Here is a 15,602-nt window from a genome sequence, read left to right as displayed (position 1 = left end):
TTCGCCGGGCCTAAGCGCCCGGTCCGCGAACGCTGGAGGCCACCGCGTGGTCGGCGTCGTTGGCCTGGCGCAGGGCGCGCAGGTCCTCGCTGATGCGGAAGACGGCGACGTAGAACTCGCAGAAGGCGCGCCACAGCAGCACCATGCCGGCGGCGACCAGCAGACCGGCGATCAGCACCGGGAAGGCCAGCAGCAGCGAAGCCACGCCGCGCTCCTTCAGCGCCAGGCCCACGGCCGCGCCGACGACGGAGAAGGCGAACAGGGCGACGACGCCCAGGCCCGCCCAGTAGATCAGGTGGATGACCGGCCCGGTCACCAGTCGGTCGAACGTCAACAGATCCCAGAACAACGCGCCAGAACCACGCGCCTTGGATTTCCTGGCCGGAGCCATCCGACACACCTCATGTCAGCGGACTGGCGGAGACCGCCGAAGTTTACGCTGCATCGCTAGCAGCGTGAGGCCCGCTCGGCAATGCCGGGCGGGCCTCGTGCGTGTTCGGAAGAAGGGACGCCGTTGTTTCGTCCCCAGCCTTCGGCCCCGTTACTTCGGAGCGGCGGCGCCGGCCAGGGCGGCGTCGATCTGGGCCTTGGTGGCCGTGGTGCTGATGCTGCCGTCGGCGCCGGCGCTCAGGCTGGCCTTGGGCAGGGCGAACTTCTTGTCGCCGCTGCTGACCACGACGTTGGCCGAGCCGTCGGCGCCGGTCGAAGTCCCGCTGACGGTGCCGACCACCGCGCCGGCCGGATCCTTGATCTCGGCGCCGACGGCGACGTCGGCCGAGACGTTGGCGGACGACGGCGTGCCTGCCGAACTGGCGGCCGCGGCGCTGCTGTCAGCCGGAGTGGTGGTGGTGGTCGTGGTGGTGCTGCTGGTCGTCGATTCCGGCGGCTGCGTGCTGGCGGCCGGCGGTTGCGCGGCGGCCGGATCGGCCGGCGGCTGAGCCGCGTCTTGAGCGTAAGCGGCGCCAGCCATCGAAAGGGTCGCGGCGGCGGCGAGGTAAGCAAACTTGGTCTTCATAATGCGCTCCGTCGGAGGGCCCCTGCCCGATCATCCAACGCAGCCCGGTTTGTAACGGTTCCGAAACAACGCGTGATCGCCAACTCACGGCGTCGTGGCGACGAGCTTGGGCGCTTCCTGGATCGGGGCCTCGTCGTCCTTCAGGCTGGCGGCCTTCATGGCCGACTTCAGCGTGTAGATCGACGGATCCTTGCTGGTCGAGAAGGCCAGCTCGGCCGTCAGGGCCGGGTTCTCGGCCTCGTTGGCGAAGCCGCCCTCGCGCACGCCGTTGAAGGTCACCGCATAGTTCTTGCCGGGCTTGGTGCTGCACAGCAGGACGAAGGTCTTGCCGTCGTTCAGCAGGCGGGGCGCGCGGACGCATTCGGGCTTTTCGCCGCCGGCCCCGGCCGCGTAGTTCCAGGCGCCGGGCGTCATCTTCTGGTCGAAGGTCACCTTCAGCACCAGGATCCCCGGCGCCACGGTCTGGCTGGCCGCCGGCCAGGTGGCGGTCACCTTCGGCGGCTGGGTCGGCGGCATCACCGTCACCGGCGCGACAGGAGTCGGCTCGGGCCGGGACGCTTGCGCGAGCGCGCCGCCCGCGACGGCGAGGACGGCCAGGACAGGAAGGGCGAGAACGGCGGTGCGCATGGCCTGACAATGGCGATCAAGCGCGGCCTTCTCAAGGCGCCGTTCGGCGACGGCGCCCTTTCGTTACAAGGTTTTCATTCAGGTGACGTTCACGCGTCGCGATACTAGCTTGGCCGCATCAACCGGCCTCGACGCCGGCCTTTCGGGAGACCTTCGCCATGCGCACCGCCATCGCCCTGATCGCCGCGACGAGCGCCCTCGCCGCCTCCGCGGCCCCTGCCCTCGCCCAAGGCCCCGGCCGCGGCGACCGCTACGAGGAACGGCCCCGCGGCTCCTACGAGCAGAGCTGCCGCAACATCAACGTTCGCCGTGGCGAGATCACCGCCGAGTGCCGCGACCGTCGCGGCCGCTGGCAGTGGTCGACCGCCAGCGCCGACTGTCGCGAGATGGAGAACCAGGACGGCCGCCTGGCCTGCGTGCGCGGCGGTGGTCGTCCCGGCGGCCCGGGCGGCTCGGGCGGTTCCGGCTGGGGCGGCGGCCGCGGCGCCGACGCGGTGATCTTCGAGCACGCCGGCTACGGCGGCCGCGCCTACGAGGTGCGCGGCGACATGCCCGACTTCGTGCAGATCGGCTTCAACGACAAGGCCTCGTCGATCCAGATCCGGCGCGGCGAGTGGGAGCTGTGCGACGACGCCTACTACCGCGGCCGCTGCTGGCGAGTGTCGGCCGACATGGGCGTCTTCCCGCGCGACATGAACGACCGCGTCAGCTCGATCCGCCGGATCCGCTGATCGGCCCTGACTTTTCTCGCCCTAATTTGGTCGAGAACTCGACCTTGAAGCGGCGCGCGGGGCGGCTAAGCTCCGCGCGCCTTTTCATTTGGGGAACGCCCATGCGCAAGATCATCGTCCTCGCCGCCGCCGCGGCCGCCCTGCTGGTCTCGGCCTGCAACACCATCGAAGGCGTGGGCCGCGACGTCTCGGCCGCCGGCCGCGCGGTCGCCGACACCGCGCGCGACGCCAAGTAGGGCCCTCGGCTCTTCGGCGCGTTTTGTCGCACGGCGGGCGCGCCGCCTCGCCCAATCCCGGCCGCAATGGCGCGCCAGATTTGCCGGTGTCGAGACAAGTAACCCGTGTGACGTCGTTCGACAGCCAAAGCTTAACCGGAAGCCGCCCGCCATTAACCTTGCCGGAAAATTCATTCGCGCACGACACGCGCAGAGGATGAAGTCTTTCGGCAACTCCCCGGTTTAGGGACGAATATCTGCTTCCAAAGCGCGCATGCGACCGAAAGTGCTATTTGCACCAAGCGTCGCCGGAGCCATATGGACGCCATGACCGACCGACCCGTACCCAGCGTCCTTACCGGCATGAAGAGAGGCGTCCGCCATCGCTGCCCCAACTGCGGCGAGGGCAAGCTGTATTCGCGCTACCTGAAGGTCGAATTCGACTGCGAGGCCTGCGGCCACCACCTGGCCGCCTACCCCGCCGACGATGGTCCCGCCTATTTCACGATCCTGATCGTCGGCCACCTGTTCGTGGCCCCGCTGCTGCTGTTCCCGTTCATCTGGCAGGCCTCGCCTTGGCTGGTCGCGCCGCTGACCATCCTGCCGCTGGCGGCCCTGACCCTGATGCTGCTGCCGCGCGTCAAGGGCGCGGTGATCGGCGCCCTGTGGGCCAACGGCCTGCGCAAGGCCGGGGACGCTCCGGGCGGCTGACCCGAAAAGTCGCGGCGGAACCGTCGCCGCACAGGCCGCATTCCCTCCCCGAAGCCCAGGCGGACCGAACAAGGTTCGCCGGCACACCTGGGAGACCCGAATGCTCGGCACCATTCTCATCATCATCCTGATCCTGGCCCTGATCGGCGCCCTGCCCACCTGGGGCCACAGCCGCTCGTGGGGCTACTTCCCCAGCGGCGGCCTGGGCCTCGTTCTGGTGATCATCATCATCCTGGTGCTCATCGGCAGGATCTGACGCCCCTCTTGGAGCGCGGCGGCGAACGCGCATAAGGTTCCTCCAACGGCTCATGGCCGACCAGGGGAGCCCGCATGACCGACGCCGCCGCGCCGCAGCCCGCCGCCGTGACCCTGACCCCGGGCCAGCGCGCCCGGGCCATACTCGGTGGCTCGGCCGGCAATCTGGTCGAATGGTACGACTGGTTCGCCTACGCCGCCTTCACCCTCTATTTCGCCCCGCACTTCTTCCCCAAGGGCGACCAGACCGTGCAGCTGCTGCAAGCGGCCGCCGTGTTCTTCCTGGGGTTCGTGGCCCGCCCCGTGGGGGCCTGGCTGATGGGCCACTACGCCGACCGCTCGGGACGCCGCGCGGCTCTGAGCGTCTCGGTGTCGCTGATGTGCGCCGGCGCGCTGATTATCGCCATCACGCCCGACTACAAGACCATCGGCCTGTTCGCGCCGGCCGTTCTGCTGATCGCCCGCGTGCTGCAGGGCCTGTCGGTGGGCGGCGAGTACGGCGCCAGCGCGACCTATATGAGCGAGATGGCCGGTAAGAGCCGTCGCGGTTTCTGGTCCAGCTTCCACTACGTGACCCTGATCGCCGGCCAGCTGATCGCCCTGGCCGTGCTGATCGTCCTGCAGCGCTTGCTGCACAAGGACGACCTGGCCGCCTGGGGCTGGCGCATCCCGTTCGTGATCGGGGCCCTGCTGGCCGTGGTGGTGTTCTGGATCCGCCGGGGCCTGGACGAGAGCGCCTCGTTCAAGGCCGCCGACAAGCCGGCCGCGGGCATAGGCAAGGCCCAGCGCAACCTCGCCAGCCTGTTCTTCGTACTGACCCTGGCGGCGGGCGGCTGGGTGCTGGCGCGGCCGGGCCTCGTTCCGCAGGTGCTGGCCGGCGTCTTCCTGGTCGCCTTCTTCGCCACGCTGATCGCGCCGCTTCTGCGCCGCCACCCGCGCGAGACGCTGATGATCATGGGCCTGACCGCCGGCGGCTCGCTGACCTTCTATGTCTACACCACCTACATGCAGAAGTTCCTGGTCAACACGGCCGGGTTCGACAAGGCCGCCGCCTCCGAGATCAGCGCCATCAGCATGATCGTCTTCATGCTGATGCAGCCAGTCGCCGGCTGGCTATCGGACAAGGTGGGCCGCAAGCCGCTGCTGATCGCCGCCTATGCCGGCGGGGCCCTGACCATCTGGCCGATCATGAGCGGCATCGCCGCCACCGACTCCATCGGCGTGGCCCTGGCCCTGATCATCGTCGGCATGACCTTCCAGTCCGGCTACACCTCGATCAGCGCCGTGGTGAAGGCCGAACTCTTTCCCGCCCACGTCCGCGCCCTGGGCGTGGCCCTGCCCTACGCCGTGGCCAACGTATTGTTCGGCGGCACCGCCGAGATGGTCGGCCTGGCCTTCAAGCACGGCGGGATCGAGAGCGGATTCTACCTCTATGTCGCCGCGATCATGACCGTGGGCCTCGTCGTCTCGGTCCTGTTGCGTGACACCGCCAGACACAGTCTCATCGCCGAGGATTGACCGGCGCGCCCCGCCCGATATCCCCTGTCGTCGACTCCCGTTCCTTCGCAGCGTCCACCATGCCGATTCTCGATATCCTGGCCCTTGGCCTCTTCGTCTTCGCCTGGCTGTTCTACGAGCCGCTGCTGCGGCGCCTGGGCCAGGGCAAGAACCTGATCAACACCGACATGACGGTCATCCGCCGCCGGTGGATGACCGAGATGGCCGTGCGCGAGGTCGCCCTGCTGGACGGCCAGCTTCTGGGCCACGCCATCAACTCGGCCAGCTTCTTCGCCTCGTCGAACCTGATCCTGATCGCGGCGGCGGCCGGCGTGCTGTTCGGCGGCGACGCGGCGCTGAAAAGCGTCGAGGGCCTGAAGGTGCTGGCCGAGACAACGCCGGTGATGTTCCAGATCAAGCTGGGCCTCGTCCTGCTGACGCTTGCCCGGGGCCTGCTCGACTTCATCTGGGCCCTGCGCCAGATGAACTACTGTCTGGCCGCCATCGGCGCGACGCCCGTCTGGTCGCCGCCGGCCGTGCTGGCCGAGTACGCCGAGGCCGCTGGCGGCATCCTCAACCCGGCCCTGTCGGCCTTCAACGCCGGGGTGCGCGGCTACTACTTCGCCCTGGCGGCGGCGGCCTGGCTGCTGGGCCCCTACGCTTTCCTGGCGGCCAGCGCCGGCGCCCTGGTCCTGCTGGTCTGGCGCCAGCGCCGCAGCCGGGCCTCGGCGGCGGTGCGCAAGGTCAGGCAGATCCTTGAGCGCCAACCGGTGGTGCACGGCCCGCACATGCGGAGCGGGGTGCAGGAACCGCCGGAGGATCGGATTTAGTGCAGAGATCCTCCCCCTGAAGGGGGAGGTGTCGCGAAGCGACGGAGGGGGAAGTCAGCGCGCTCCCGACTGTCGCCTCGAAAGCTGAAAACGTCCCCCCTCCGGCCCTCCGGGCCACCTCCCCCAAAGGGGGAGGATCTAGAGATGCTTCCCCTCTGGGGGAGCTGTCGCGGGGCGACTAAGGGGGCCTTTCTCAGAGCCCCAACGCCGCCCGCACCTTCTTCGTCAGCTTGGCCGCGACCAGCGCATGGGCGGTCTTCAGCCAGTCGGCGACCTCGGCGTCGTCGAACGCGCCCAGATCGTCCAGCTTCACCCACTTGGCGCGGGCCAGATACGGCGCAGGGATCGCCCGCCCCGTTTCGGTCAGCACCTCGAAGGCGACGTCAGAGACCTTGAACGACACCCCGCCCTGGGCGGCGCCCGGCCCCATGACGGCGAACATCTTGTCGCCGACCTTGTAGACCTGGTCGTCGCCCCACTGGACGGTCATGGTCGCCGCGGGCAGCGCCATGGCGGCGGCGTGGAAGGCCTGCGGGCTCATCAGGCCTCGACGCCCACGCCGATCGGGCAGGTCACGCCGGTGCCGCCGATGCCGCAATAGCCGCCCGGGTTCTTGGCAAGGTACTGCTGGTGATAGTCCTCGGCGAAGTAGAACGGGCCGGCGGCGGCGATCTCGGTGGTGATATCGCCCAGCCCCTTGGCCGACAGGGCGACCTGATAGGCTTCCTTCGACGCCACGGCCGCGGCGGCCTGGGCGTCGTTGGTGGCGTAGATCCCCGAGCGGTACTGGGTGCCGATGTCGTTGCCCTGGCGCATGCCCTGGGTCGGGTCGTGGTTCTCCCAGAACACCTTCAGCAGGGCCTCGTAGGTGACGACCTTGGGATCGAACACCACCAGCACCACTTCGGTGTGGCCGGTGCGGCCCGAGCAGACCTCTTCATAGGTCGGGTTCGGCGTAATGCCCGCGGCGTAGCCGGCGGCGGTGACCAGCACGCCGGGAACCTTCCAGAACACGCGCTCGACGCCCCAGAAGCAGCCCATGGCGAACACGGCCGTCTCCAGGCCGTCGGCATAGGGGCCCTTCAGCGGAGCGCCGTTGACGAAGTGGGTCTGGGCGGTCGGGATCGCCGCCTCGCGCCCCGGCAGGGCGGTGTCGACGGTGGGCATCTCGAGGCTTTTCTTGAACAGCATGGCGGGGCCTTTCGGAGGCGGGAGTTCCTTGCCCGCCGATATAAGTCGTCGCAGGCTCGTTTTCATCCCGTAACGGCGCTTGCTACGAGTCGCTGCCTGAGTATATTGCGCCCCTTCCCGCGCCGGGGGTCTCAACCGCCCCCGACTCGAGTGCGCTGGTGAGGTGGCCGAGTGGTTGAAGGCGCACGCCTGGAACGCGTGTATAGGGGAAACTCTATCGAGGGTTCGAATCCCTCTCTCACCGCCACGCCTCATTTCGCGGCAAAGCTTCAAGCCCAAGCCTGTTTCGAACGGTGATGCGCGCCAGGGCGTCCCGGCTCACACGTGCGGTCGCAGCACTCGCGTCGCGGCCCGCAGCTGCTCTTTGAAGGCCTTCAACGCCGGGGGAGCGGCCCCCCGCTTCTGCTTGCGGAACACGAGGTAGTGGGAATCCTCGCTCTCCTGGCTGAACATCAGCTGCCCCCTCGCGCCCGCGATGTGGAAGGCGATCTCGACCATCTGCCGGGTCGTGTCGTGATCCAGCGTATGCCAATGCAGGTCGTGATCGTTTCTCCGCTCCATGTCGTAAAGCAGGTAACGGGCGAAGGTCGGCGTATCGTTCTCCGTGGCGAACCAAGGGGCCAGCTCGCCTCCCGAGGCCGTCAAAGCCAGTACGAAAGAGGCGATGTGCTGCTTGCTCTCGTAGCACTCCGGCCCGCGCCCGAAAACGAAGTCTTCCAGAAGGTGGCGGATCGGCGTCAGCGCGCGCTGAAACTCCGTCGTGTTGTTCTGTGAAGGGATCGACAGGTACAGGACCCCGCCCATCTTCAACATGCGGATCCAGTCGGCCAGCACCGGAATAGGATTGTCGATGTGCTCGACGACATGATGGCTGTTGATGAAGTCCAGCCCCTTGGGGTGCCGGCGCTTGATGTCTTCGACGGACATCAGCGGATAGTGAGGTAGAGCCCCGAAATAGGTCTCGAACTCCTCCGGCGTCCGCTTGTCCAGGAACATCAGATGCTCGATGCCGTCGTGTAGCACGGGCCGTAGGCCAGCGCCGATCTCGACGCCGACCCCGGCGATATGCGGATCACCGATCTGCTTTCTCAGCTCAATGTAGCTCATCGTGCAACGCCCCGCGAAATTGCGGCATGAAGCTTAGACGGTTCCACTACTTGCGCTACCGCGAAATCATGACGCTCGCCCTTCGCGAGAAAGCTTCAACTCGCTGCCCTCACGTGCAGTTTCTTGGCCGCCCAGATGCGCATCGCGTAAAGACACGGCATGATCCGCGCCGTCTCCCTCATCGCCGCTCTGAGCCTCTCCATGACGACCGCCGCCCTGGCCGCCCCGACCGTCGTGACCTCGCCCGAGCCTCTCCCCGGCGCTCATGACAAGCCGCGCGTGTTCCTGGGCGGCAGCATCGACATGGGCAAGGCCGTCGACTGGCAGGCCCAGATGATCGCCGCCCTGGCCGACCAGGACGTGGTGATCCTCAACCCGCGCCGCCCCGACTGGAACCCGGCCTGGAAGCCGGTCGCCCAGGAGCCGGAGTTCCACCGTCAGGTGGAATGGGAGCTGGCCGCCCTGGAAAGCGCCGACGTCGTCGTGCTCTACCTGACGCCCGGCTCACAGGCCCCGATCAGCCTGCTGGAGATGGGCCTGCACGCGCGGACCGGGAAGCTGGTCGTGCTGTGTCCCGATGGCTTCTGGCGCAAGGGCAATGTCGACATCACCGCGCAGAAGTACGGGGTCAAGCAGGTGGAGAGCCTGGACGCGCTGATCGCCGAGGTGAAGGCGCGGGTGGGGAGGTAAGTCCCCGAGATTGGCTTTAATTCCCGTGAAATCCCCGCGAAAGCGGGGACCCAGGTGTTTTATCGTCAAGCGCCGCGCGTTTCAGAAAAAGCCTGGGTCCCCGCTTTCGCGGGGATTTTACGGAGTTGGGGATCGCCCTCGCCCTAAAGCCCCACCGCCCGCTCCACCCCGATCCCGCCCAGGAAATCCTCGTCGTGGCTGACCACCAGCAGCGCGCCGTCGTAGCCGGCCAGCGCCGCCTCCACGGCCGCCACCGAGTCCAGATCCAGGTGGTTGGTCGGCTCGTCGAGGATCAGCAGCTGCGGCGGGGTCGGGCCGGCCAGCACGCAGGCCAGGGCCGCGCGCAGGCGCTCGCCGCCGCTCAAGGCGCCGGCCGGCCGGTCGGCGGCGCTGTTGCGGAACAGGAAGCGGGCCAGGGCGGCCTGGGCCAGGTTGCGATCGGCGCTGGGGTGCAGGCGCAGGAAGGCCTGCAATAGCGTCTCGTCGTCGCGCAGGATCGCCAGCGACTGATCGAGCATCACCGCCGGGACGCCGCGCGTGATCGTCCCCGCCGTCGGCGCCAGCACCCCGGCCGCCAGGTTCAGCAGGGTCGACTTGCCCGCGCCGTTGGGACCGCGCACCGCCACCCGCTCGGGACCGGCGATACGCAGGTTCACACCCGACAGCACCGGCGGCCGGCCCAGCCAGCCGAAACCGACATCTTCCATGGCCAGCACCAGCCGCCCCGCCGGCAGGCCGGTCGGCGGCAAATCAAAGCCCAGGGTCCGCGCCCGCTCGACGCGGGCCTGCGCCGTCTCCACCGCCTCGCGAGCGCCGGTCTGCAGGCGCTCGGCCAGGCGGCGCTCCTTGCCGCCGGTGTTCTCGGCCCGCTCGGCCCGGGCGCCGAGCAGGATCTTGGGCTCCGATCCCCTGGCGGCGAAGCGCTTGCCGGCGGCGTCGCGGCGGGCCTTGCGCTCGATGGCGGCCTGGGCCTCGCGGGCGGCGCGGCGCTCGTCGCGCTCGGCGCTCTCCAGGGCGCGGCCGGCCGCCTCGACCTCGGCGGCCTTTCGCTCGGCATAGAGGTCGTAGCCGCCGCCGTAGCTGGCCGCACCCAGGCTGGTGATCTCGACGATACGGTCCATGCCGCGCAGCAGCGACCGGTCGTGGCTGGCGACGATCGCCCCGCCCTTCCAGCGGGCCAGCACGTCGGCGACCAGGTCGCGGGCCTGGGCGTCCAGGTGGTTGGTCGGCTCGTCCAGCAGGATCAGGTCGGGCGCGGCCAGCAGCAGGGCGGCCATGCCCGCGCGGGTCTGCTGGCCACCGCTGAGCGCCGCGGCCGGACGGTCCGGATCGAGACCCGACAGCCCGACCTGCGCCAGCGCCTCGTCCAGCCGTGACGGCAAGGTCCAGTCGGCCTCGGCGAAGTCGAGATCGTCGCCCTGCCCCGCCTCGATGCGCGCCAGCCGCCGCCAGGCTTCGCCCACGCCCAGGCGGTCGGCGAGGATCGCGCCCTCCGGCAGGTCGGGCGTCTGGTCGAGCACGCCGATCGTCCCTGTGCGCACGACCGTCCCGGCCGGGGGCGCACGCAGCCCCGCGACCAGCGCCAGCAGGGTCGACTTGCCCGCGCCATTGCGACCGACCAGGCCGACGCGCTCGGCGCCGACAGACAGGTTCAGGTTTTCGAAGAGAACGCGGCCGTCAGGCGCGGCGGCGGAAACGGAGTCCAGAGTGACGTAGGACGAATTGGGGGCAGGCATGGGAAACCACGAACAGGGGAACGGGAAGGACGAAGTGGTCTTCCGTCTGGCTGATCATGGCGGCCTCCATCAGGGGTGGAGCAGCGGATGTAGAGGTTGAGACGCCGCTGGGCAAGCGTCAGCACAGCCCGTCGCGCAGGCGCGGCTGGCTGGCCCGGCCGTCGCGATAGGCCCGGCAGCGCGCTTGCTTGCGGGCCTCCTCGGCATAGGGCGGAGGCGGCGGCGGAAGACCGCGCGGCACGAACTTCGGCGGCTTGCGAGGGCCCGGCCCGGCGTTCTCCTTCGGGATCCTATCAGCGAAGCCGCCCCAGCACTTGTCCTTCTCCTCGTCGGTCATATGCTCGCTGGAAAGACCCTTGCAGGCGCGGTGATAACGGCCCCAGCGGAAGTCTGGATTGCCCTCGGTCAGCTTCCAGCGGTCGACGGCCTTGGGATCGACCTTCCACGCCGGGTCGATCGGCGGAGCAGCAGGACCGGCGGCGGGAATGACCTCGCCTTCGCCAGCCACGTCCGCGCCAGCCGCGGCAGGCGCGGACGTGGCTGGCGACGAAGGCCCGCGCGACCGGGCCGAAGACGACGCCTTGGCCGGCGCCCGCTTTTCGGCGGCTGGCGGCTCGTCCTCCAGCCTGTCGATGTCGAACAGCATGGGCGGGATCTCCGAAGGCGGCGTCCCACGCTCGACAAGCGTCAGCAGGCCGATCAGCAGCAAGTTCGCCGCCACCCCCGCCGGGACCGCGATCGCCCATCGTCCAGCGCCTGTCCGCACCCGCCCCATCGCCCCGCCACCGAAGATTGCCCGACGTCGAATGCTCACGCTTCGATGGCGTCCGAAATTCGACCGCGCGGCGCCCGCTTTGCGCCCTTCGCACCCCCGTCTGCTGACATCTGGTGTCAGCAGGATTGGCAGCAGGATGGCTGCGGCATTTGTTCGCATCTTGTTCTTGTGTTAATGCCGCGCCAGAACCCTACATATAGCCGCTGCGCCGCGCTCCCCACGCGGCTCCCAATCCGACCTTCGAGCGTTCCGGACACCATGGCCGAGCAACTGAACTTCATCCGCGTCCGCGGCGCCCGCGAGCACAATCTCAAGGACGTCAGCGTCGACATTCCGCGCGGCGAGCTGGTCGTGCTGACCGGCCTGTCGGGCTCGGGCAAGAGCTCGCTGGCCTTCGACACCATCTATGCCGAAGGGCAACGCCGCTACGTCGAGAGCCTGTCGGCCTACGCCCGCCAGTTCCTGGAGCTGATGAGCAAGCCGGACGTCGACCTGATCGAAGGCCTGTCGCCGGCCATCTCGATCGAGCAGAAGACCACCAGCCGCAACCCGCGCTCGACCGTCGGCACGGTGACCGAGATCCACGACTACATGCGCCTGCTGTGGGCGCGGGTCGGGGTCCCCTACTCGCCGGCCACCGGCCTGCCGATCGAGAGCCAGACCATCAGCCAGATGGTCGACAAGATCACCGTCCTGCCCGAAGGCACGCGCCTCTACCTGCTCGCCCCCGTCGTTCGCGACCGCAAGGGCGAATACAAGAAAGAGATCGCCGAGTGGCAGAAGGCCGGCTTCCAGCGGCTGAAGATCGACGGCGAATACTATCCGATCGAGGACGCCCCGGCCCTCGACAAGAAGTTCAAGCACGACATCGACGTGGTCGTGGACCGCGTGGTGACCAAGGCCGGCATGGAACAGCGCCTGGCCGACAGCCTGGAGCAGGCCCTGCGCCTGGCTGACGGTCTCGCGGTGGCCGAATGGGCGACGATCGAGGAAGGCGAGAAGGAGCCCAAGCGTCTCCTGTTCTCCGAACGCTTCGCCTGTCCGGTCAGCGGCTTCACCATCGCCGAGATCGAGCCGCGGCTGTTCTCGTTCAACAACCCGGCCGGCGCCTGCCCCACCTGCGACGGCCTGGGCGCGAAGCTGGCCTTCGACGCCGACCTGATCATCCCGGACAAGGACAAGACCCTGCACAAGGGCGCGGTCGCCCCTTGGGCCAAGGGTCCCTCGCCGCTCTACACCCAGACCCTGCAGGCCCTGGCGCGCCACTACGGCTTCTCGATGGACGAGCCCTGGTACAAGCTGCCGGAAAAGGCCCGGACCGTGGTGCTGAACGGCTCCAAGGGCGAGAAGATCAAGTTCACCTACGACGACAACGCCCGCAAGTACGAGGTCGACAAGCCCTTCGAGGGCGTGCTGCCGAACCTGGAACGCCGCTGGCGCGAGACGGACTCTTCGTGGGTCCGTGAAGAACTGGGCCGCTACCAGTCCGACACCCCGTGCGAGGCCTGCGGCGGCAAGCGCCTGAAGCCCGAGGCCCTGGCCGTGAAGGTCCACGGCCTGGACATCGCCGCCGTCTCGAACCTGGCCATCCGCCCCGCCCGCGACTGGTTCAGCGCCCTGGAAGGCCACCTCTCCGACAAGCATTTGGAGATCGCCCGGCGGATCCTGAAGGAGATCAACGACCGCCTGCGGTTCCTGGTCGACGTCGGCCTCGACTATCTCAACCTGTCGCGCGGCTCGGGCACGCTGTCGGGCGGCGAGAGCCAGCGCATCCGCCTGGCCAGCCAGATCGGCAGCGGCCTGACGGGCGTGCTCTACGTGCTCGACGAGCCGTCGATCGGCCTGCACCAGCGCGACAACACCCGCCTGCTGCAATCGCTGCAAGGCCTGCGCGACCTGGGCAATTCGGTGCTCGTCGTCGAGCACGACGAGGAGGCCATCCTCACCGCCGACTACGTGATCGACATGGGTCCGGCGGCCGGCGTCCACGGCGGCGAGATCGTCGCCCAGGGCACGCCCGACCAGATCATGGCCAATCCGGCCAGCGTCACCGGCCAGTACCTGACCGGCGAGCGCGAGATCGCCGTCCCCGAGGAGCGTCGCCCGATCAACAAGAAGAAGACGCTCAAGGTCATCGGCGCCAAGGGCAACAACCTGAAGGACGTCACCGGCGAGATCCCCGTCGGCACCTTCACCTGCATCACCGGCGTCTCGGGCGGCGGCAAGTCGACCTTCACGATCGAGACCCTCTACAAGGCCGCCGCGCGCCGCCTGAACAACGCTTCGGACGCCCCGGCGGCGCACGAGCGGATCGAGGGCCTGGAGAACTTCGACAAGGTCATCGACATCGACCAGTCGCCGATCGGCCGCACCCCGCGCTCGAACCCGGCGACCTATACCGGCGCCTTCGGGCCCATCCGCGACTGGTTCGCCCAGTTGCCGGAGAGCAAGGCGCGCGGCTACGGTCCGGGGCGCTTCAGCTTCAACGTCAAGGGCGGCCGCTGCGAGGCCTGCCAGGGCGACGGCGTCATCAAGATCGAGATGCACTTCCTGCCCGACGTCTACGTCACCTGCGATATCTGCAAGGGCAAGCGCTACAACCGCGAAACCCTGGACGTGCTGTTCAAGGGCAAGACCATCGCCGACGTGCTGGACATGACGGTGGAAGAAGCCGCCGACTTCTTCAAGGCCGTGCCGCCGATCCGCGACAAGATGGAAACCCTCAAGCGCGTGGGCCTCAGCTACATCAAGGTGGGCCAGCAGGCGACCACCCTGTCGGGCGGCGAGGCCCAGCGGGTGAAGCTGTCCAAGGAGCTTTCCAAGCGCGCCACCGGCCGCACGCTCTACATCCTCGATGAGCCGACCACCGGCCTGCACTTCGAGGACACCAAGAAGCTGCTCGAGGTGCTGCACGAGCTGGTCGACCAGGGCAACACCGTGGTCGTCATCGAGCACAACCTCGACGTCGTGAAGACCGCCGACTGGCTGCTGGACTTCGGTCCGGAAGGCGGCGACGGCGGCGGCCAGATCGTGGCCGTGGGCTCGCCCCAGGACGTGGCCAAGGTCGAAGCCAGCTGGACCGGCAGGTACCTCAAGGACCTGCTGGCCAAGCACGAGGAGCGCCGCCTGGCCCGCGTGGCCGACCTCAAGACGTCCAAGCGCGCCTGACGCGCGGGCGTCTTCGAAACAAGAAAGGCCGGCGGATCGCTCCACCGGCCTTTTTCGTTGCGCTGCCTGGCAAGGCTCAGGCGAAGGTGTCGCTGGCGCTTTCCACGTCGACGGCGATCTCGCGGTAGATGAAGGCCGAAGGCGTGTAGATCGTCACGCTGGTCAGCACCGCGATCAGGCCGCCGACGGCCAGGCTGAGGATGCCCGTGGGCGTCATCAGGCTTTCCAGCGAGGTGGTCTGCGACTGCATCAGCGTGCCCAGGGTCTCCATGTTGAAGCCGCTCAGGGCGCCGCCCAGCAGGGTCACGATCAGGAACAGCAGCAGATAGACGACCACGGCCAGGATGGTCGCCACGACATAGGCGCCCAACATCGGCCAGAAGCGGCCCTTGGTCAGGGCCATGGAGCCGAAGATGTCGATCTTGCCCTTGGCGAAGGTCAGCACGTTGGCCAACGACAGGCGGACGGCGAAGTAGATCAGCGCGCCCAGGCCGGCCGGCACGAGCAGGATGGCCGCCAGGCCGCCGACGGGCTTGGACACCGCCGCCAGGATGCCGATGACCACCGCCACGCCCAGCACGATGCCGATGTAGCCGGCGAAGAACAGCAGGACCATCAGGATGGACACGCCGGCCTGGCGCAGCTCGTCCACGCCGAAGCGCAGATAGGCCCTGTGGTTGTCGGCCGGGCGCAGCGTCACGCGATAGATCGCCGCCATCAGCACCGAATAGAAGGCGATGCTGTAGACCATCGAGCACAGCATGGCCGGGACCAGCCCGCCCATCATCCGCAGGGTCTCGGCCGGGTCGGGCTGGGCGTTGGTCTGGCTGAGATTGGCGAAGGCTTCCAGCTGCGCGCCGAACAGGCCCACGGTAATCACCGCAACCACGGCCGAAACGATGGTCGAGATCAGCACCCAGGCCCCCACGGCCTTGGGATGCTCGCGCACGATGCCGAAGCCGGAAATGGCCGCGTCCGTCGCCGAGAAGGTCTTCATCATAGCCCCTTGCAAACCCTAGTGAGCCAAGGGGTAACAAGCTTCGGGGACGAGCGA

General features: G+C 68.5%; 17 protein-coding genes and 1 tRNA gene. 9 read left to right on the top strand and 9 right to left on the bottom strand.

What is annotated here, in order from left to right:
• Window positions 1-10 precede the first annotated feature (10 nt).
• The 3 genes from ACODR1_RS05010 to ACODR1_RS05000 form a co-directional block, all read right to left on the bottom strand.
• Window positions 11-391: a DUF4282 domain-containing protein gene (locus ACODR1_RS05010; RefSeq protein WP_488879467.1), complete on the bottom strand. Its 381-nt coding sequence runs from the start codon at window positions 389-391 to the stop codon at window positions 11-13.
• 150 nt (window positions 392-541) lie between these two features.
• A complete protein-coding gene (locus tag ACODR1_RS05005; protein WP_488879466.1) occupies window positions 542-1,015 on the bottom strand; it encodes a hypothetical protein in 474 nt (157 codons plus the stop codon).
• A gap of 84 nt (window positions 1,016-1,099) precedes the next feature.
• Entirely contained in the window at window positions 1,100-1,642 is a 543-nt protein-coding gene (locus tag ACODR1_RS05000; RefSeq protein ID WP_488879465.1) for an Ig-like domain-containing protein, read from the bottom strand.
• Window positions 1,643-1,800: 158 nt separating this feature from the next.
• Here ACODR1_RS05000 and ACODR1_RS04995 point away from each other — a divergent pair, with 158 nt between their 5' ends.
• From ACODR1_RS04995 to ACODR1_RS04970, 6 genes are all read left to right on the top strand, one after another.
• Window positions 1,801-2,373: a beta/gamma crystallin-related protein gene (locus ACODR1_RS04995; protein ID WP_488879464.1), complete on the top strand. Its 573-nt coding sequence runs from the start codon at window positions 1,801-1,803 to the stop codon at window positions 2,371-2,373.
• Between the two features lie 101 nt (window positions 2,374-2,474).
• Window positions 2,475-2,609: an entericidin A/B family lipoprotein gene (locus ACODR1_RS04990; RefSeq protein ID WP_101712307.1), complete on the top strand. Its 135-nt coding sequence runs from the start codon at window positions 2,475-2,477 to the stop codon at window positions 2,607-2,609.
• A 297-nt stretch (window positions 2,610-2,906) separates the two neighbouring features.
• The gene (locus tag ACODR1_RS04985; protein ID WP_488879463.1) at window positions 2,907-3,299 is read left to right on the top strand and encodes a DUF983 domain-containing protein; all 393 of its coding nucleotides are present in this window, start codon (window positions 2,907-2,909) and stop codon (window positions 3,297-3,299) included.
• A gap of 100 nt (window positions 3,300-3,399) precedes the next feature.
• On the top strand, window positions 3,400-3,555 hold the full coding sequence (locus tag ACODR1_RS04980; RefSeq protein ID WP_058347217.1) for a DUF3309 family protein: 156 nt from the start codon (window positions 3,400-3,402) through the stop codon (window positions 3,553-3,555).
• 74 nt (window positions 3,556-3,629) lie between these two features.
• Window positions 3,630-5,072, top strand: coding sequence for an MFS transporter (locus ACODR1_RS04975; protein ID WP_488879462.1), 1,443 nt, complete (start codon window positions 3,630-3,632; stop codon window positions 5,070-5,072).
• Between the two features lie 59 nt (window positions 5,073-5,131).
• Window positions 5,132-5,881 carry a DUF599 domain-containing protein gene (locus ACODR1_RS04970; protein WP_488879461.1) on the top strand — a complete coding sequence of 250 codons (750 nt, stop codon included), beginning with the start codon at window positions 5,132-5,134 and terminating at the stop codon, window positions 5,879-5,881.
• A gap of 193 nt (window positions 5,882-6,074) precedes the next feature.
• Here ACODR1_RS04970 and ACODR1_RS04965 read toward each other — a convergent pair whose 3' ends face one another.
• Complete coding sequence (locus ACODR1_RS04965) at window positions 6,075-6,422, bottom strand: MmcQ/YjbR family DNA-binding protein (protein WP_488879460.1); 348 nt, start codon at window positions 6,420-6,422, stop codon at window positions 6,075-6,077.
• Window positions 6,422-7,072: a peptide-methionine (S)-S-oxide reductase MsrA gene (msrA, locus tag ACODR1_RS04960; protein WP_488879459.1), complete on the bottom strand. Its 651-nt coding sequence runs from the start codon at window positions 7,070-7,072 to the stop codon at window positions 6,422-6,424. Before msrA ends, ACODR1_RS04965 begins: the two co-directional genes overlap by 1 nt.
• 157 nt (window positions 7,073-7,229) lie before the next feature.
• Between msrA and ACODR1_RS04955 the strand changes: the two genes are divergently transcribed.
• Window positions 7,230-7,319, top strand: a tRNA-Ser gene (locus ACODR1_RS04955).
• A gap of 71 nt (window positions 7,320-7,390) precedes the next feature.
• Here the strand turns inward: ACODR1_RS04955 and ACODR1_RS04950 are convergent.
• A complete protein-coding gene (locus ACODR1_RS04950; RefSeq protein ID WP_488879458.1) occupies window positions 7,391-8,179 on the bottom strand; it encodes a class I SAM-dependent methyltransferase in 789 nt (262 codons plus the stop codon).
• A 159-nt stretch (window positions 8,180-8,338) separates the two neighbouring features.
• Here ACODR1_RS04950 and ACODR1_RS04945 point away from each other — a divergent pair, with 159 nt between their 5' ends.
• A complete protein-coding gene (locus tag ACODR1_RS04945; protein ID WP_488879457.1) occupies window positions 8,339-8,869 on the top strand; it encodes a nucleoside 2-deoxyribosyltransferase domain-containing protein in 531 nt (176 codons plus the stop codon).
• A gap of 143 nt (window positions 8,870-9,012) precedes the next feature.
• Here ACODR1_RS04945 and ACODR1_RS04940 read toward each other — a convergent pair whose 3' ends face one another.
• Window positions 9,013-10,605 carry an ABC-F family ATP-binding cassette domain-containing protein gene (locus tag ACODR1_RS04940; protein WP_488879456.1) on the bottom strand — a complete coding sequence of 531 codons (1,593 nt, stop codon included), beginning with the start codon at window positions 10,603-10,605 and terminating at the stop codon, window positions 9,013-9,015.
• 118 nt (window positions 10,606-10,723) lie between these two features.
• On the bottom strand, window positions 10,724-11,314 hold the full coding sequence (locus ACODR1_RS04935; protein ID WP_488879455.1) for a hypothetical protein: 591 nt from the start codon (window positions 11,312-11,314) through the stop codon (window positions 10,724-10,726).
• A gap of 324 nt (window positions 11,315-11,638) precedes the next feature.
• Here ACODR1_RS04935 and uvrA point away from each other — a divergent pair, with 324 nt between their 5' ends.
• Entirely contained in the window at window positions 11,639-14,548 is a 2,910-nt protein-coding gene (uvrA, locus tag ACODR1_RS04930) for an excinuclease ABC subunit UvrA (protein ID WP_488879454.1), read from the top strand.
• Window positions 14,549-14,624: 76 nt separating this feature from the next.
• Here uvrA and ACODR1_RS04925 read toward each other — a convergent pair whose 3' ends face one another.
• Window positions 14,625-15,545 carry a hypothetical protein gene (locus ACODR1_RS04925; protein WP_488879453.1) on the bottom strand — a complete coding sequence of 307 codons (921 nt, stop codon included), beginning with the start codon at window positions 15,543-15,545 and terminating at the stop codon, window positions 14,625-14,627.
• Window positions 15,546-15,602: the final 57 nt, after the last annotated feature.

This window comes from Caulobacter sp. FG7 (assembly GCF_057808875.1).
The sequence above is the reverse complement of the archived record's forward strand: the minus strand, read 5'-3'. Positions and strand labels throughout refer to the sequence as shown.

Bases quoted from the DNA above. Each gene is read 5' to 3' on its own strand.
- ACODR1_RS05010 (WP_488879467.1), bottom strand. From the start codon at position 391: ATGGCTCCGGCCAGGAAATCCAAGGCGCGTGGTTCTGGCGCGTTGTTC.
- ACODR1_RS05005 (WP_488879466.1), bottom strand. From the start codon at position 1,015: ATGAAGACCAAGTTTGCTTACCTCGCCGCCGCCGCGACCCTTTCGATG.
- ACODR1_RS05000 (WP_488879465.1), bottom strand. From the start codon at position 1,642: ATGCGCACCGCCGTTCTCGCCCTTCCTGTCCTGGCCGTCCTCGCCGTC.
- ACODR1_RS04995 (WP_488879464.1), top strand. From the start codon at position 1,801: ATGCGCACCGCCATCGCCCTGATCGCCGCGACGAGCGCCCTCGCCGCC.
- ACODR1_RS04990 (WP_101712307.1), top strand. From the start codon at position 2,475: ATGCGCAAGATCATCGTCCTCGCCGCCGCCGCGGCCGCCCTGCTGGTC.
- ACODR1_RS04985 (WP_488879463.1), top strand. From the start codon at position 2,907: ATGGACGCCATGACCGACCGACCCGTACCCAGCGTCCTTACCGGCATG.
- ACODR1_RS04980 (WP_058347217.1), top strand. From the start codon at position 3,400: ATGCTCGGCACCATTCTCATCATCATCCTGATCCTGGCCCTGATCGGC.
- ACODR1_RS04975 (WP_488879462.1), top strand. From the start codon at position 3,630: ATGACCGACGCCGCCGCGCCGCAGCCCGCCGCCGTGACCCTGACCCCG.
- ACODR1_RS04970 (WP_488879461.1), top strand. From the start codon at position 5,132: ATGCCGATTCTCGATATCCTGGCCCTTGGCCTCTTCGTCTTCGCCTGG.
- ACODR1_RS04965 (WP_488879460.1), bottom strand. From the start codon at position 6,422: ATGAGCCCGCAGGCCTTCCACGCCGCCGCCATGGCGCTGCCCGCGGCG.
- msrA (WP_488879459.1), bottom strand. From the start codon at position 7,072: ATGCTGTTCAAGAAAAGCCTCGAGATGCCCACCGTCGACACCGCCCTG.
- ACODR1_RS04950 (WP_488879458.1), bottom strand. From the start codon at position 8,179: ATGAGCTACATTGAGCTGAGAAAGCAGATCGGTGATCCGCATATCGCC.
- ACODR1_RS04945 (WP_488879457.1), top strand. From the start codon at position 8,339: ATGATCCGCGCCGTCTCCCTCATCGCCGCTCTGAGCCTCTCCATGACG.
- ACODR1_RS04940 (WP_488879456.1), bottom strand. From the start codon at position 10,605: ATGCCTGCCCCCAATTCGTCCTACGTCACTCTGGACTCCGTTTCCGCC.
- uvrA (WP_488879454.1), top strand. From the start codon at position 11,639: ATGGCCGAGCAACTGAACTTCATCCGCGTCCGCGGCGCCCGCGAGCAC.
- ACODR1_RS04925 (WP_488879453.1), bottom strand. From the start codon at position 15,545: ATGAAGACCTTCTCGGCGACGGACGCGGCCATTTCCGGCTTCGGCATC.